Source organism: Mesorhizobium sp. P160927, from assembly GCF_057766385.1.
Genome location: NZ_JBYMDW010000001.1, coordinates 553582 through 568269, shown reverse-complemented (window position 1 = coordinate 568269; position 14688 = coordinate 553582). Strand labels below are relative to the sequence as shown.

Sequence of the window (14688 nt, the reverse complement as noted above, 5' to 3'; positions counted from 1 at the left end):
GATGACGGCGACGCCAATCGACAATGGCTTCAAGGGATCGGCGGCACGCAATGCGGCGGCGCGGGCGCGGCTGTTGCGCGGCCTGCTGCCCGCGCTATCCCTGGCGCTGGTGTTGCTCGCGATCGCCTGGCTCAATCCGCGCGCCATCAGCTATTTCGGCTTCAGCCTGATGTTGAACCTGGCGATTCCGATCGCGCTGGCGACGATTGCGCAGATGTTCGTCATCGCCGGCAACGAGCTTGATCTCTCGATCGGCACCTTTGTCGGTTTTGTCGGTTGCGTCACCGCGACCTGGCTGAAGGATGCGCCACTCATTGGAGTCCTTATTCTCGCCGGATCGATCGGCATCTATGCGCTGCTCGGCGCGCTGATCCATCTGCGCAACCTGCCCTCCATCGTGGTGACGCTCGGCATGAGCTTCGTCTGGCAGGGCCTCGCCATTCTCGTCCTGCCAAAACCGGGCGGCAAGGCGCCGGACTGGCTTTTGGCGATCATGTCGTTCAAGCCGCCTTTCATTCCGTTTCCGATCATCGCCGCGCTGCTGATCGCGGCCGTCGTGCATTTCGGCCTGATGCGTACCTCCTATGGGGTGATCCTGCGCGGCTCGGGCGGCAATCCGGCGGCGCTCAAGCGCGCCGGCTGGTCGCTGCTCAGGACCAAGATCGTGCTGTTTGCGCTGGCCGGCCTGTTCGGCGTTCTGTCGGGCATGGCGCTGATCGGCATCACCACCTCCGCCGATGCCAATATCGGCAATGGTTACACGCTGCTGGCCATCGCCGGGGTCATCCTCGGCGGCGGCGAGTTCGTCGGCGGCAGGGTCTCGCCAATCGGCGCCGTCATCGGCGCGCTGACGCTGGCGCTGGCCGCCTCGCCGCTGCTCACCTTCATGCACATTCCGCCCGACTGGCAGGTGGCCGCCAACGGCGCCATCCTGATCATCGTGCTTGCGGCGCGGGTGCTGATCAGCCGCAGGGAAAGGTAAGCGATGGCTTCGCTGAAGACCCTGCTCACAAAACCCTGGATCTGGTCGTTTGTCGGTGCGCTGCTGGTGTGGCTGGCGACGATTGCCTTCACCGGGGGCTATGGCGGCGGCGGCATGGTCACGGCGGCATTGTCGCTTGCCGTGTTCACCGTCATCGTCGGTGTCGGCCAGATGTTCGTCATCACGCTTGGACCCGGCAATGTCGACCTGTCGCTGCCGGCCAATATCGGCCTCGCCAGCGCGGTCGCCATGAAGGTGATGGGCGGCAGCGATGCCATGATCCTGGTCGGATTGCTGGCGGCGCTCGCCTGTGGCGCCGCGATCGGGGCCATCAACTATCTACTGATCTGGGCGCTGCGCATCCCGCCGATCATCGCCACGCTGTCAGCGAGCTTCATCATCCAGTCGGTCGACATCAGCTATGGGCGCGGACTGCAGATCAAGCCGCCGCCTGGCTTCGCCGATTTCACCAACTGGCAGGTGCTGGGCGTACCCGTGCTGGCGATCCTCACCGTGCTGTTCACCATCGCAGCGGCCATCGCCTTGCAGCGCATGATCTATGGCCGCTCGGTGCTGGCGATCGGCCAGAATATCCGCGCCGCCTGGCTCGCCGGTGTCAATGTCGGGCGCATCCGCTTCCTCACCTATACGCTGTCGGGCGCGCTCGGCGGCATCGACGGCGCGCTGCTCGCCGGTTATTTCCGCGGCGCCAACGTCGACATCGGCAACGAATACCTGCTCGCTTCGATCGCCGTGGTCGTCATCGGCGGCACGTCGGTGGCGGGCGGCAAGGCCAATGTGCCCGGCGTCTGGGGGGCGGCGCTGTTCCTGGTGCTGCTGCTCACCATGCTCAACACATTCGGCGTCAGCGCCGGGGTGCGGCTCTTGCTGACCGGGCTTATCATCGTAGGGGTGATCACGGCTGCGGGCGGCGAGAAGGCGGTGCGCTGACCGCAACGTCTCCGGCGCGACCGCAGCCTGTCTTGCCAACGATTGGACCAGCCGGTTCCCATTCGCGGCGTGGCCTTGTAAACCGGTCCCCGATCTCAGTCGGTCTTGGGAGGCCCCCACTTGTCCAGTTCTGTCAGCGTCGCGAACGAGGGTGGCGTCGCCATCGTCACCATCGACAATCCGCCGGTAAACGCGCTGAGTTTCCACGTCCGCGAACCGCTGATGCAGGCTCTGGCCGCTTTGCGCGATGACGCATCGGTCGCGGCAATCGTCATTGCTTGCGCCGGCCGGACCTTCGTTGCCGGTGCCGACATCACCGAATTCGGCAAGCCGATGCAGCACCCGGAATTGCGCGCCATCGTGGCGGTGCTGGAAGCCATTGCCAAGCCGACCGTCGCCGCCATCCAGGGTACCGCGCTCGGCGGCGGGCTGGAATTGGCGCTCGGCTGCCATTTCCGCGTTGCCGATCAAGGCGCAAGGCTCGGCCTGCCCGAGGTGAAGCTCGGCATCCTGCCCGGTGGCGGCGGCACGGTGCGGCTGCCGCGCCTAGTTGGCGCCGCCAAGGCATTGAAGATGATCGTTTCCGGTACACCGATCGGTGCCGATGAGGCATACGGCGCCGGCCTGGTGGATGCCGTTTTCGAAGGCGATCTGACCACCCACGTCGTCAATTTCGTCCGCGAGATGGCCCGCAAGGGTGGTCCGTTCACGCCGGTACGCGACCGCGACGACGTCCTCAAGGAAACCGACCTTGCCGCCTTCGATGCCGAGGTCGCGGATCTTGCCCGCAAAGCGCGTGGCCTCGAAGCGCCTGTTGCCTGTGCGCAGGCGGTGCGCAATGCCGTCACGCTGCCCTTCGACGAGGCGCTGGCGGAGGAGCGGGCGCTGTTCGTCAAGCTCGTCGCCAGCGACCAGTCGCGCGCCCAGCGGCATCTGTTTTTCGCCGAACGCGAGGCGGCCAAGCTTCCCGGCAAGGATGTCGTCAAGCGCAGGATCGCCCGCGTCGGTGTCATCGGCGCCGGCACAATGGGCGGCGGCATTGCCATGGCATTCGCCAATGGCGGCTTTCCCGTCACCTTGCTGGAAACCAGCCAGGAGGCGCTGCGGCGCGGGCTGGCGACGATCGAGAAGAATTACACCGTCTCGGTTGCACGCGGCTCCTTGAGCGAGGATGCCAAGCGGCAGCGGCTCGCCCAGTTCAAAGGCACGGTCGACCATGCCGATCTCGCCGATTGCGACCTGATCGTCGAGGCAGCGTTCGAGGACATGGCGGTCAAGAAAGAAATCTTCGGGAAGCTTGACGCGGTGGCGAGGCCGGGCGCCATCCTCGCCACCAACACCTCTTATCTCGACATCGACGAAATCGCCGCCTCGACCTCGCGGCCGCAGGATGTCCTCGGCCTGCATTTCTTCTCGCCGGCCAACGTCATGAAACTGCTGGAGATCGTACGCGCCGAAAAAACGGCACCCGATGCGCTGGCGACCGTGGTCGACCTTGCACGCCGGATCGGCAAGGTGGCTGTCGTCGTCGGCGTCTGCCACGGCTTCGTCGGCAACCGCATGCTGGCCGCGCGCGGCTCGGAATCCGAGGCGCTGCTGCTCGAAGGCGCTACCCCCAGCCAGATCGATAAGGCGTTCACCGATTTCGGCTGGCCAATGGGTCCGTTCCAGATGGGCGACCTTGCCGGTCTCGACATCGGCTGGCGCAACCGCAAGGCGCGGGGCCTGACGGCCGTCATCGCCGACACACTGTGCGAACAGGGGCGTTTCGGCCAGAAAACCGGCCGTGGCTTCTATCTCTACGAGAACGGTTCGCGAATGCCGGTGCCCGATCCCGAGGTCGAGGCGCTAATTCGCGGCAAGGCGGCGGAAAAGGGCATCGTGCCGCGCACGATAGGCGCCGACGAAATCATCGAGCGCACACTCTATCCCCTGATCAACGAGGGGGCGAAGATTCTGGAGGAGGGAATCGCTGCCCGTGCGTCCGACATCGATGTCGTCTGGGTCAATGGCTATGGCTTTCCCGTCGGCAAGGGCGGCCCGATGTTCTGGGCCGGCCTCGAAGGCGCGGCCAGGATCGTCGGGCGACTCAGGTATTGGCATGAGCGGACAGGCAAGGATGTTTTCAAACCGGCTCCTTTGCTCGAGCGGATGGCCGAAACCGGCTCATGGCAAGTCTGATCCGAGGTAGTCAGCGGCCTGCGGGAATCACCGTATCCGCGCATCGATGATCTCGACAAAGCGGGCGAAAAGGCCGGCCTGCGACTTGATCTTGAGCTTGCGGTAGATGTTGCGGCGATGGACCTTCACGGTTCCCGGCACGATGCGCATGGCCCTGGCGATCGATTCTGTCGAATGGCCCTGCAGCACTAGGTCGACGACGTGTTTTTCGCGTGGCGTCAGCGACAGGCTTTTCCAGATATGGGCGCGGTCGAACTCGTTGACCTCGGTGATTTCCTCGTCCTGCTTCGTCTCGGCCGGTTCCTCGGTGGGAAGGGTTGGCCAGCGCAGCCTGGTGAAGCTGATCACCGCCGGCGCCATGTCGCGCAGCAGCCTGGCATCGGCGGTGCCGAACGGACCGGAAGCGCTTAGCCGCATCAGCGACAGCACCAGCGCGTCCTTGCCCGGCAGCGGCACGAAGAAGCCGACTTCCTCGGCCAGTCTGGTCTGGCTGTAATAGGAGCGAAAATATTCGCTGGCGTAGAAGCGATCAGGAGCCAGTTCGCGCATGCGCCAGAAGCCTTCCTTGCGCTCGACCGCCGCGTGATGGAAGGGGTCGAGCAGGTAGGGGCCTTCCTGGTAGAGCGCGACGAAGACGTGGCTTTCGGTCGGCGTGAAGGTCTCGAACAGCAGTGGCGGGCGCGCCGCACCCCGATAGCCGAAGACCACGCAATGGTCGAAGCCGACATGCTGCCGCAGCCAATCGACCATCGCTTGACCGAAGAGATCCCCGCTCGTCTCCCGCGTCGCCGCGACAAGGGTGGCGAGCCGGCTGTATTCGTCGCTGCGGGAAACGCTCAATCCAATACCCCCTTAAACGGGAAAATAGATCAGATATACCACCTACGAGGTATATACTAGATGCCATTGGCTCTGGTAGCGTCTTGAAATCGCATCGTCCTGGAGCCCGCAGCCTTGACCGCAGTGCCCGACATCGAATTTCGCGGCGTCGCCAAGCGCTATGGCGCGGTGACCGCGGTCAGCGGCATCGACCTTGCCGTGCCGCCCTCCGCCTTCGTTGCGCTGCTTGGACCGTCCGGCTGCGGCAAGACCACCTGCCTGCGCATGATCGGCGGGTTCGAACAGCCGAGCGAAGGCCAGGTGTTCATCCGTGGCCAGGACATGGCCGGCACGCCGCCCTACCGACGGCCGGTCAACATGGTGTTCCAGCAATACGCGCTGTTTCCGCATCTCGATGTCGAAGCCAACGTTTCCTATGGGCTGCGCCAGGCAAGGCCACGGCTGTCGTCGCGCGATATCGGCCGGCGGGCCGGCGAAGCGCTCGAAATGGTGCGGCTCGCCGGCTATGGCGGCCGCAAGATCCACGAACTGTCCGGCGGCCAGCAGCAGCGTGTCGCGCTGGCGCGCGCGCTGGTCAACAAGCCGGCGGTGCTGCTGCTCGACGAGCCGCTTGCGGCGCTCGACAAGAAGCTGCGCACCGACATGCAGATCGAGCTGCAGAACCTGCAGCGCGAGATCGGCATCACCTTCGTGCTGGTGACCCACGACCAGGAGGAAGCGCTGTCGATGAGCGATTTCGTCTGCGTCATGAATGGCGGGCGCATCGTCCAGCTCGGCCAGCCGAGCGAGATCTATGATGAGCCGGCCGACCTGTTCGTCGCCGATTTCGTCGGCAAGACCAATCTGTTGAGCGGCACCGTCGCCGGGCACACGGGCGACCTGGTGGACGTGGCGCTGGCGGACGGCACTGTGGTCGCGGCGCGCAAGCGAACCGCGCTTCTACAAGGCGAGACCGTCTCGGTCAGTCTGCGCCCTGAATTGCTCAGCCTTGGCGCTCCCGAAAGCGGTCCGCTCAAGGGCATCGTCCGCAACCGGATATTCCTCGGCTCGACCGCGGAATACGCGATCGAAGTGCAGGGCATCGGCACTTTGCTCGCCAAGGCTGATCACCTGATCGGCCAAGGCAATCTCTTCAAGCCGGGTGAACCCGTCGCCATCGGCTATGCCACGGGAACGCCGCTGGCGTTTCCGGAAACCAAGAACAACGGGACCAACCAGAGGGTAAACAAACATGTCGAAATCATATCGTGACGGACTGCCGATAAGCCCGGAGAATTTCGTCGACCAGCTGATGCGCCTGAAGCGCGGCTCGATCGGCCGCCGCGACTTCCTTGGCCTCACCGGCCTTGGCATCGCAACGGCGGTGATGGCGCGCGAGATCGGCATCATGCCGACGCCTGCCTTCGCCGCCGAAAGCCTTGGCGACCGCATGTCGATCGCCACCTGGCCGAATTACCATGACCCGCAGACCTTCGAGAACTTCAAGAAGGACACCGGCGTCGCCGTCGAGGTCAACGTGTTCGGCTCCAATGAGGAGATGCTGGCCAAGCTGCAGGCCGGCGCCTCGGGCTGGAGCCTGTTCGTGCCGACCAATTATACGATCTCGACCTACAAGAAGCTCGGCATCATCGAGCCGCTGGAGATGGCGAAGCTGCCGAATTTCGACGGCACCCAGGAAGATCCGCGCTTCACCTCCGAGGGCACGATCGACAAGGTGATCTACGCCGTGCCGAAGAACTGGGGCACCACAGGCTTTGCAGTGAACACCAAGAAGCTGACCAAGCCGATGACGAGCTGGAAGGAGTTCTGGGATACCGCCATGGCCGAGGGCGATGGCCGCACCATGGTGCACGACTACCAGCTCACCACCATCGGCAACGCGCTGAAATATTACGGCTATTCGTTCAATTCTCTGAAGCAGGACGAGCTCGCCAAGGCAGAGGAACTGCTGCTGAAGGTCAAGCCGCATCTGTTCGCCGTCTCGTCCGACTACCAGCCCGGTATGCGTGCGGGCGACGCGTGGATGACGATGTGCTGGACCAATGACGGCGCGCAGCTGCATCGCGACATTCCCGAGATCGCCTATGTGCTGGGCAAGGAGGGCGGCGAGATCTGGACCGATTTCTATGCGATCCCGAAGGACGCGCCCAACAAGCCCGCCGGTTATGCGCTGCTCAACTATCTGATGAACCCGCAGGTCGCGGTGAAGGAGCACCTCGCCAACGGCGCGCCTTCGACGGATGCGCGCGTCAACAAGCTGCTGCCCAAGGAAGTGCTCGACAATCCGATTCTCTATCCGGCGGTGGAGCTGTTGACGCCGCTCGAATTCGGCGCGGCGGCAACGCTGACCGACCCGGGCCGTGCCGAACTGATGGCGCGCTTCAAATCGGCTTGAGAGTGGCCTGGATAAAGACAATCGACCGGCGGGCCCATGCCCGCCGGCACCGGGGCGGTTTCGATGCACGGCAACAGATTTCGGCGTAATTTTCTGACCGCCTTGCTGCTCGCGCCGGCGACGGCATGGCTGGTGGTGTTCCTGGTGCTGCCATTCATCGCCATCGCCGTGTTCAGCGTCGGCGAGCGGGCGCCGGAGGGCGGCTACCAGGCAGCCTTCACGCTGGCGCAATATGCCAATCTCCCGGCACGGGCGACCGCGTTCTGGAACACGATGGTGCTGGCGCCAGTTGGCGCGCTCGCCTGCCTGCTTGTCGCCTATCCGGTCGCCTATTACCTCGCCTTGCAGGCGCCGCAGCGCTGGCGGCTGATCCTGCTCGCGCTGGTCGTCATTCCGTTCTGGACCAGCCTTTTGATGCGGACATATGCGTGGATGTACATTCTGGGTGGACGCGGCATCCCGGCGCTGCTCGCCTTTGCCGGCATCGAGGATGTCAGGTTGATCAACACGCCGGGCGCAGTCCTGCTCGGCATCGTCTACGGCTATCTGCCGCTGATGATCCTGCCGATCTATGTCAGCCTCGAACGGCTCGACCGAAGGCTGCTGGAGGCCTCCGCCGATCTCGGCGCGACGCCGTTGTCGACCTTTGTCGGCGTGACCCTGAAGCTGTCGCTGCCGGGCGTGATGACCGGCTTCTCGCTGGTCATGATCCTGCTGCTCGGCGAATACCTGATCCCGACGCTGCTCGGCGGCGGCAAGGTGTTCTTCATCGGCAACGCGCTGGTCGACCTCTTCCTGCAGTCGCGCAACTGGCCGTTCGGGTCGGCCATCGCGATCACGCTGGTGCTGGTCTCGGTGGTGGTGCTGATTGTCGCCAACCGCATTTCGAACCGCGTTGCGGGCGCTCGCCGGGTGGACCTCATCTGATGCGCGCCTTCGTCATTGCCGTCTTTGCGTTCCTCTACCTGCCGATCGTGCTGGTCGTGCTGTTTTCCTTCAACGCCGGCCACCATGCCAGCGAGTTCACCGGTTTCTCGGTGCAGTGGTACGGCAAGGCCCTGTCCAACCCGTTCCTGGTCGAGGCGCTGAAGAACAGCCTGTTCATCGCCACCACCAGCGCCCTGCTGGCGGCGGTGTTCGGCACCGCGGCGGCGCTTGGCCTGGCGCGTGTCGGCGCCAGAACCCGCGCGGTCTTCGACGGGCTGCTTGGCGCGGCGATCGTCGTTCCGGGCGTCGTCATCGGGATCTCGACGCTGGTTGCACTCGTTCAGCTGTTCGCGGTCGTCAATCCGTTCCTCGCCTCGGTCTGGCCGGGCGACCAGCCGCCGCGCCTGTCGCTCGGCTACGGCTCGATCATCGCCGCGCATGGCCTGTTCTCGATGGCGCTGGTGACGATGATCGTCGGCACGCGGCTCGGCAGCCTCGATCGCAATCTGGTCGAGGCCTCCAGCGATCTATACGCCACGCCGTTGACGACCTTCCGCTCGATCGTCCTGCCGCAGATCATGCCGGCGGTGGTCGCCGGTTTCCTGCTCGCCTTCACCTTCTCCTTCGACGACTTCATCGTCGCCTTCTTCGTCGCCGGCGCGCAGACGACGCTGCCGATATATGTCTTTGCCTCTATCCGGCGCGGCGTAACGCCGGAGATCAACGCCATCGCGACGATCGTGCTCGTCGCCTCCGTCCTGCTCGTGGTGCTTGCCCAATGGCAGCTGCGCCAGCGCAAGCCGTCAAACTGAAAGCCGCTCCATGATCCTCAAAGACCGCATCGCCGTGGTGACAGGCGCCGGCTCCGGCATCGGACGTGCCGGCGCCATGATCATGGGCAGGGAAGGCGCGGTGGTCATTATCGCCGACAGGGATGAGGCCGCCGGCGAGGCAACGGCCGCGGATATCCGGGCGGCAGGCGGCCGGGCCGAGGCGATCGCGACCGACGTCTCGAACGACAATGCGGTCGACCAGCTCATCGTCGGTACGCTCGACAGATATCAACGCATCGACATCCTGCACAATCATGCCGGCATCCAGGTCGGCGGCACGCTGACCGAGGTCGAGACCGCCGGCATGGACGCCTCCTGGCGGGTCAATGTGCGGGCGCAATTCCTCGCGGCGAGGATCGTCATGCCGTCGATGATCGCGCAAGGCGGCGGCGTCATCCTCAACACGGCTTCGAATTCGGGTGTGTTCTACGACCGCGAGATGATCGCCTACGCGACGTCGAAGCACGCGGTGGTGGCGATGACCAGGCAGATGTCGCTCGACTATGCCCGGCACAATGTGCGCGTCAACGCGCTCTGCCCGGGCTGGGTCGACACCCCATTCAACGAGCCGTTCATCGCCCAGATGGGCGGACGCGAGGCGATCGAAACCTATGTCCGCACCAAGATCCCGATGGGGCGCTGGGCGGTGGCCGAAGAGATCGCCGAGGCGATCCTGTTCCTCGTCTCGGACCGTTCATCCTTCATGACCGGGCAGGCGCTGGTGATAGATGGCGGCGAGAGCATCGGCTGACGCTGCTTTCATCGATCGACCTTTCCATTTAAGCCGCTTTTTCTGTCGTTTCGCTGGATGCCGGACGGCACAAGACCAAGGTCTAGCGGGCATGGGACTTCAGTGCCATGCTAGGTCACAGGGTGTTTTTCTGTTTCTTTTCAACTTGTTATGCGTACGGCACAGCGCGCGCTCTCGGATTGAGACCGCATTTGTCTAAAGTTTACCGGGTATCATTAGCGATTTCTCATACGCAGGTGGTTCAGCGGTGGGCGAGTGCGGCGATTCCCGAGGAGATTACCATGACAAACCGGAAAACACTGTTCGCGGCCGTTGCCGCATTGGCGCTTCTGGCGTCTCCGGCGCTCGCCGGCAATGGGCATGGCAATGGCGGCGGCAATGCTGGAGGCAATGGCGGCGGCAATGGCAATGGCAATGGCGGCACCCATGGGAATGGCAACGGCAACAGCGGTGCTTCGCACGGCAAGTCGTCGTCGGCACCGGGCCGGGCAGGCAAGACGGAAACGGACACAACGGCCGACACCACGGTTGACACGGACACAAAGGTCTCATCCGTACCCAAGGACAAGAACATCCACGCCAAGCTCGGCCGGCTGAACTCGCTGCAGCGCAACGTCAACGCCTATACGCACTCCAAGAGCAAGAAGTTCGCCGCCATTCAGGCATTCGTGACGCAGTCCGCGAAAGCCAAGAATGCGCAGGCCGCGGCTGCGGCGGCCGCTGCTACGGCTGCTGCGGCCCAGGCTCAACTGGATACGCTGAATTCGCAGTTGAGCGCACTGACGTCGCTGTCTCAGGCCGAAATCGACGCCATGACACCTGAACAGCAGGCGGCCCTGCCCGGCCAGATATCGGCGCTGCAGGCTGACATCACCGCCCAGCAGGCGGTGGTCGACGCCGACAATACGGCGGCCGATGAGGCCGTGGCCGCGGCTGCCGCTGCAGCGGTAGGCACCGATGATGCATCGCTCGACGCGGCGCTGACGGACATGGCCAACAAACCGGTCGACGCCGGGGTCACGGCCTGGGCCCAAGGTGTTCTTGCCGGCAAGATCGACCAGACGGCGGCCAAGCTTCAGGCGGGAACGACGCCGTAGCGGTTCGTCGCTGAAAAGGCAGTAGTCACCAAAGGAGATGCCGCTGGGCTTGGCCCGGCGGCATTGTTGTCCTCCTGGAGCCGCTGCCGTTCAACGACAACGCAGAACCGCTCCTCGCTTCGGCCCGATTGCCGGCGAAAATCGCTAGACATTTTTCCTGCAATTGCATGGCGCGGCCAATCTGCTGCCGGCGTCCTTGGCGCACTGCCGCGACTGACGACCTATCTGCGTTCGATCGGCGATACGGCGACGAGACTCGACCGGATCGAGCCGGAGCGACGTCGAACGGCGCGGCTCTGCCGCGCCGCCGGTTTTACACACACCCAGCCGCTCCGACTCATGCATCAACGTCTTCCGGCTGAAGCAATCGTTGCGCGAGCACCTCAATACACTCGACCATCTCGACAACCGGCGATATGAACTGGGTGCCGATCTGTTTCGCATCCACCTGCGCCTCTCCCGCAGCCGGCGACCGCAGGCGGCCAGGCACGGAGCCGCACTGTTCGGCGTGATCAGCCGGCCGGATTGAAGAGGATGAATTGACGCGTAAAGCCAGCCCGACCGTCGCGCTGTTTTCCAAGGCGGGCCCTGGCGCCGCGCTGAACTGCATTGGCATCGCACAGGCCTTGCGCGCCCGGGGCGTCCAGCCTTCATCCACCATTGCGCGGTGCCCGATAATGTCTACGTCGACGCCTGGGTTCCGCAGCCCTCGGTGGCGCCGAAGTCTGACCTGTTCATCCACGTCGGCAATAACAGCTTTTGCGAGGCGCTGCGCTTCGGCGTGCCGTCGCTGATCATGCCCTATTGCTGGGACGGGCACGACAATGCGCCACGCGCCGGAGAAACCGGCGTCGGCGATCATATCGGCCGCGACGGCTGGACCGAAGGGGGATTGAAGAGAGCCATTCTCGGCCTGCTGGCCGATGACGCCATGCGCGCCCGCCTCAGGGACAATGCAGCCCGGATGGCGCTGCAACCCGGAACGGAAATGGCCGCGCAAGCCATACTCTCTCTCTGATACGGACTTGAACGAAATGCCCGACAAAAACACTAACACCGCGACCAACGACCCCAAGGCCTGGCTCACGCAGCACGGCATCACCGAGGTCGAATGCCTGGTGCCCGACATGAACGGCGTGTTGCGCGGCAAGGCGCTGCCGACCGCCAAACTCCTCAAGGCGCTGGAAGACCGCGCGCTCTATCTGCCGAGCAGCGCCTTCCTGGTCAGCATCGACGGTCGCTATTCCGGCTCTATCGACGAGGGTTTTGCTTATTCGGACCCCGACATGCGCATGGTGCCCGATGTCTCGACGCTGTGCCTGGCGCCGGGTGCGGGGGCGGGCAAGGCCTATGTCTTCGCCGACGCGTTCCACATGGACGGCAGGCCATGGATGGCCTCGCCACGCCACGTGCTGCGCGCCGTGCTCGATCTCTATCGCCAGCGCGGCTGGCGCGCGGTGGTGGCGCCGGAACTCGAATTCTATCTGATCGCGCCGAACCCCGATCCGGACAAACCGCTGACCGCCCCGGTCGGCGCCAATGGTCGCGCCGAGGGTGTGCAGCATCCCTATGACATGGCAGCGCTGGAAGAATTCGAGCCGGTGATCCGGCGCATCTACGACTATTCAGCGGCGGCCGGTCTGCCGCTGGATACGCTGATCCATGAATCGGGCACGGCGCAGCTGGAAATCAACCTGCTGCATGGCGACGCCCTGCCGCTGGCCGACCAGGTGCTTTTGTTCAAGCGGTTTACGCGGCAGGCCGCGCAGCAATGCGGCATGCATGCGACTTTCATGGCCAAGCCGATCACGGCGCAAGCCGGCAGCTCGATGCATCTGCACATGTCGGTCGTCGACGAGGCCGGCAACCCGCTTTTCGCCAGCGGCGACGATGCCGATACCGGGATGTTTGGACACTTCATCGGCGGCTTGCAGAAATATGTTCCGGAAATCATGCCGCTGTTCGCGCCAAACGTGAACTCTTTCCGCCGCATAAGGCCCAACCACAGCGCACCCGCCAATATCGAGTGGTCGCACGACAACCGCTCCTGCGGCCTGCGCGTGCCGGCGGGAGGACGCGCCGCGCGGCGGGTGGAGAACCGGCTGCCTGGGGCGGATTGCAATCCCTATCTGGCGATCGCCGGGTCTCTGCTTGCCGGCTATCTGGGCGTCGAGCAGAAACTGGCGCGCTCGGCCGAGGCGTCGGGCAACGCCTACAAGATCAGGAGCACGCTGCCGAAGACCATGGAGGAGGCACTCGACCGCTTCGCCGCCTGCGGCCCGGTACGCGAATTGCTCGGCGAGGACTTCTTCCAGACCTATCTGCGCGTCAAGAGCGTCGAACTCGACCTATTCCAAAGCGTGGTGACGAGCTGGGAACGCGATCACCTCTTGCTGAAGGTGTGATGATGGAATCTTTAACGGGGTTCAATTCCGGTCTCGATATCGGCAAATCCTACTACGTCGCCACCGCCAATCCGGCGCCGGACCATCCGGCGCTCGTCGGCGATGTCGAAACCGACCTGGTCGTCGTCGGCGGCGGCTGCACCGGGCTGTCGGCCGCCCTTCACGCCGCCGAACGCGGGCTGAAGGTGGTGCTGCTCGAAGGCGGCAAGATCGGCTGGGGCGCATCGGGCCGAAATGGCGGCCAGATGATCCCCGGCCTGCGCAAAGGCGCCAAGGGTCTGGTCAAGATCTACGGAGCCGAGCGGGCCAAGATGCTGTTCGATCTCGCTTTCGAAGCGCGCGGCCTGGTGCTCGAGCTCATCGAGCGCAATGCCATCGAGTGCGATCTAAGGCTGACCGGCCATCTGGTCGGCGCGGTCAACGGATCCGATCTCAGGGATCTGGAAGAAGAGGCCAAGTGCCTCGAGAGCGCGATGAAATTCCGCGAGGTCGAGATACTCTCGGCGGCGGCGGCTCGGGCCAAGGTCGACACGCCTTATCATGGCGCCATGTATGAGCCGCTCGGCGGCCACATGCACCCGCTCAACTACACGCTTGGGCTTGCCCGCGCGGCTGTGGCGGCCGGCGTGTTCATCCACGAAAATTCGGTGGCCGTGAAGCTGGAGCGCGAACCCTCGATCCGGGTCTCGACGGCAAAGGGATCGGTGCGGGCCCGACATGTCGTGCTGGCGGGCGACGCGCTGCTCAACGGGCTGGAGCCGCGCGTCAACAGCCGCATCATGCCGGTCGGTAACTACATTGTCGCTACCGAGCCGCTGGAGGGCGCGCGAAACGTCATCCCGGCCAATGTCGCGGTGTCCGATACACGCTTCGTCGTCAACTATTACCGGATGTCCGCGGATGGACGCCTGCTGTTCGGCGGCGGCGAGCGCTACACGCCGTCACCGCCGGCCGACATTGCCGGTTTCGTGCGGCCGCACATGGAGAGCACCTTTCCGCAACTCAAGGGCTGCCGCATCGATCATGCCTGGGGCGGGCTGGTGTCGGTAACGACCTCGCGGCTGCCGCATGTCGGGCATTATGGCGAAGTCTATTTCGCGCACGGCTATTCCGGCAAGGGCGTCATCCTGTCGACGCTCTCGGGCAAGCTTTTGGCCGAGGCGATCACCGGCGACGCCTCACGGCTCGACCTGTTCTCGACGTTGACACCAATGCCGTTCCCGGGAGGCACGGCGCTGCGCGGGCCGCTCTATGTGCTGGGCATGCTTTGGTACGCGATGCGGGATAGGATCAAGCATTGAGGGGTGTGTAGTTTCGCCACTTTCA

14 protein-coding genes are annotated in these 14688 nt (G+C 64.4%); 12 read left to right on the top strand and 2 right to left on the bottom strand.

Annotated features, from left to right (window positions below; translation table 11 throughout):
* The first annotated feature begins 1 nt into the window (after window position 1).
* From AC3CB8_RS02840 to AC3CB8_RS02830, 3 genes are all read left to right on the top strand, one after another.
* The gene (locus AC3CB8_RS02840; protein ID WP_023784165.1) at window positions 2-982 is read left to right on the top strand and encodes an ABC transporter permease; all 981 of its coding nucleotides are present in this window, start codon (window positions 2-4) and stop codon (window positions 980-982) included.
* A gap of 3 nt (window positions 983-985) precedes the next feature.
* Window positions 986-1933, top strand: a complete 948-nt coding sequence (locus tag AC3CB8_RS02835; protein ID WP_023771850.1) for an ABC transporter permease — start codon at window positions 986-988, stop codon at window positions 1931-1933.
* A 120-nt stretch (window positions 1934-2053) separates the two neighbouring features.
* Window positions 2054-4114: a 3-hydroxyacyl-CoA dehydrogenase NAD-binding domain-containing protein gene (locus AC3CB8_RS02830; RefSeq protein ID WP_352595860.1), complete on the top strand. Its 2061-nt coding sequence runs from the start codon at window positions 2054-2056 to the stop codon at window positions 4112-4114.
* Between the two features lie 27 nt (window positions 4115-4141).
* On the opposite strand, the gene AC3CB8_RS02825 is transcribed toward AC3CB8_RS02830, so the two are convergent.
* On the bottom strand, window positions 4142-4954 hold the full coding sequence (locus tag AC3CB8_RS02825; RefSeq protein ID WP_023784167.1) for a response regulator transcription factor: 813 nt from the start codon (window positions 4952-4954) through the stop codon (window positions 4142-4144).
* Window positions 4955-5068: 114 nt separating this feature from the next.
* Here AC3CB8_RS02825 and AC3CB8_RS02820 point away from each other — a divergent pair, with 114 nt between their 5' ends.
* From AC3CB8_RS02820 to AC3CB8_RS02795, 6 genes are all read left to right on the top strand, one after another.
* A complete protein-coding gene (locus AC3CB8_RS02820) occupies window positions 5069-6205 on the top strand; it encodes an ABC transporter ATP-binding protein (RefSeq protein WP_488377263.1) in 1137 nt (378 codons plus the stop codon).
* Window positions 6186-7349, top strand: a complete 1164-nt coding sequence (locus AC3CB8_RS02815) for an ABC transporter substrate-binding protein (RefSeq protein ID WP_023771846.1) — start codon at window positions 6186-6188, stop codon at window positions 7347-7349. Before AC3CB8_RS02820 ends, AC3CB8_RS02815 begins: the two co-directional genes overlap by 20 nt.
* Window positions 7350-7385: 36 nt before the next feature.
* Window positions 7386-8276, top strand: a complete 891-nt coding sequence (locus AC3CB8_RS02810; RefSeq protein ID WP_198019198.1) for an ABC transporter permease — start codon at window positions 7386-7388, stop codon at window positions 8274-8276.
* Window positions 8276-9088, top strand: coding sequence for an ABC transporter permease (locus AC3CB8_RS02805; RefSeq protein WP_023771844.1), 813 nt, complete (start codon window positions 8276-8278; stop codon window positions 9086-9088). Before AC3CB8_RS02810 ends, AC3CB8_RS02805 begins: the two co-directional genes overlap by 1 nt.
* A gap of 10 nt (window positions 9089-9098) precedes the next feature.
* Window positions 9099-9860, top strand: coding sequence for an SDR family NAD(P)-dependent oxidoreductase (locus AC3CB8_RS02800; protein WP_023771843.1), 762 nt, complete (start codon window positions 9099-9101; stop codon window positions 9858-9860).
* A 281-nt stretch (window positions 9861-10141) separates the two neighbouring features.
* Window positions 10142-10957, top strand: coding sequence for a hypothetical protein (locus tag AC3CB8_RS02795; protein WP_023771842.1), 816 nt, complete (start codon window positions 10142-10144; stop codon window positions 10955-10957).
* 337 nt (window positions 10958-11294) lie between these two features.
* On the opposite strand, the gene AC3CB8_RS02790 is transcribed toward AC3CB8_RS02795, so the two are convergent.
* Window positions 11295-11618: a hypothetical protein gene (locus tag AC3CB8_RS02790; RefSeq protein WP_023771841.1), complete on the bottom strand. Its 324-nt coding sequence runs from the start codon at window positions 11616-11618 to the stop codon at window positions 11295-11297.
* 6 nt (window positions 11619-11624) lie between these two features.
* Here AC3CB8_RS02790 and AC3CB8_RS02785 point away from each other — a divergent pair, with 6 nt between their 5' ends.
* Genes AC3CB8_RS02785 through AC3CB8_RS02775 form a run of 3 tightly spaced genes read left to right on the top strand, consistent with a single transcriptional unit; the run spans window position 11625 to window position 14663 of the window.
* Window positions 11625-11975: a glycosyltransferase gene (locus tag AC3CB8_RS02785; protein WP_023771840.1), complete on the top strand. Its 351-nt coding sequence runs from the start codon at window positions 11625-11627 to the stop codon at window positions 11973-11975.
* Between the two features lie 16 nt (window positions 11976-11991).
* Window positions 11992-13362: a glutamine synthetase family protein gene (locus AC3CB8_RS02780; RefSeq protein ID WP_023784171.1), complete on the top strand. Its 1371-nt coding sequence runs from the start codon at window positions 11992-11994 to the stop codon at window positions 13360-13362.
* A 2-nt stretch (window positions 13363-13364) separates the two neighbouring features.
* Window positions 13365-14663, top strand: coding sequence for an NAD(P)/FAD-dependent oxidoreductase (locus tag AC3CB8_RS02775; RefSeq protein ID WP_352564048.1), 1299 nt, complete (start codon window positions 13365-13367; stop codon window positions 14661-14663).
* Window positions 14664-14688: the final 25 nt, after the last annotated feature.